Origin of the sequence: Sphingomonas pituitosa NBRC 102491, from assembly GCF_001598435.1 — a bacterium.
GTDB lineage: Bacteria > Pseudomonadota > Alphaproteobacteria > Sphingomonadales > Sphingomonadaceae > Sphingomonas > Sphingomonas pituitosa.
In genome coordinates, this window is record NZ_BCYY01000063.1 from 1 (window position 1) to 1375 (window position 1375).

1 protein-coding gene is annotated in these 1375 nt (G+C 64.7%); it reads right to left on the minus strand.

Annotated features, from left to right (window positions below):
- Positions 1-262: 262 nt before the first annotated feature.
- On the minus strand, positions 263-1297 hold the full coding sequence (locus tag SPI01S_RS21565) for an IS110 family RNA-guided transposase (RefSeq protein WP_066727418.1): 1035 nt from the start codon (positions 1295-1297) through the stop codon (positions 263-265).
- Positions 1298-1375 lie beyond the last annotated feature (78 nt).

Below are 1375 nucleotides of genomic sequence, written 5' to 3' on the forward strand. Positions count from 1 at the left end.
GCTTCCCATCTGTGGACGCCCCTTCGAACGCAAGTGGTATCTGTAGGGTCTAGCAGGTTGTCGGATGCTGCCATCTGTCCGGCCTGTAATGCAGCTTGAGCTGCTGGCCCGTATGGGAGTTCGCGGACCGGAACCATATCACCAACAGCGTGCTCGTGGCACGGTGGGAAGCCCTGGTTCTTCCGGCCCCGTCTCGCCGACTGTTGTGCCATACCCTCCTTCGACCGACTGCGCCCTCCGACGCCTCTGGCCCGTCTTGGCGTTATGCCGCGACTGCGACCGGAGCTCTGTAATCCTCTTGCTTGATCAGCACCGCCCAGACGATGCGCGCGGTTTTGTTGGCCAACGCGACCGTCACCAGCATGCGCGGCTTTCGCGCGAGCATGCCCTCGAGCCATGAGCCCTTGGGTGCACCGCGCCTGCTCGCCTGCAACACGACCGCACTGCTGCCGATGATCAACAGCCGCCTGAGCGTTCGCTCGCCCATGCGGGATATTGCGCCCAGCTTCTGCTTGCCGCCCGTCGATGCCTGTTTGGGCACGAGCCCCAGCCAGGCGGCGAAGTCCCGTCCCTTTGCGAAGGTCTCGGCCGGGGGCGCGATCGCTGCAATCGCCGTTGCGGTGATCGGGCCGATGCCAGGGATCGTCATCAGTCGGCGTGCGACCTCGTCCTCGCGTGCACGGCGGGCGATCTCCTTGTCCAGCGCGGCAACCCGCGTGCCAAGTTCGGCCAGCATATCGACCATCATCGCGAACATCGGTCGCGCCGCCTGGGGCAGCGTTGCGGCCATCTCGCTGTCATCGAGCAGGTCCGCCAGCATCGCCAAGTGGCTTGGCCCCTTTGGGGCTACCCAACCATATTCCGCGAGATGCCCGCGGATCGCATTGCCGAGCTGGGTGCGCTGCTTCACCAGCAGGTCGCGCGTTCGGAACACCAGCGCTGCCGCCTGCTGCTCCTCTGTCTTCACCGCCACGAAGCGCATCGTCGGCCGCTGTGCCGCCTCACAGATCGCCTCGGCATCGACCGCATCGTTCTTATGCCGCTTCACGAACGGCTTCACATAGGCAGGGGGAATCAACCTGACCGCGTGACCCATCGCTTCGAGCTCGCGCGCCCAATGGTGCGCACCACCACACGCCTCCAGCGCCACCGTACACCGGGGCTGCGACGCGAAAAAATCCAACAGCTTTCCCCGCGTGAGCCTGCGGCTGAAAACCGCTCGCCCGGCGCTGTCCGCACCGTGTGCGTGAAAAACATGCTTGGCGATATCCAGACCGATTGTGCTAACTTCCGACACGGGCGCCTCCCTCAAGTGGTGTTCAACACCTCCACTTTGGCACATCGATGCCGTCGGGGGGCGTCCACCCCATCACCA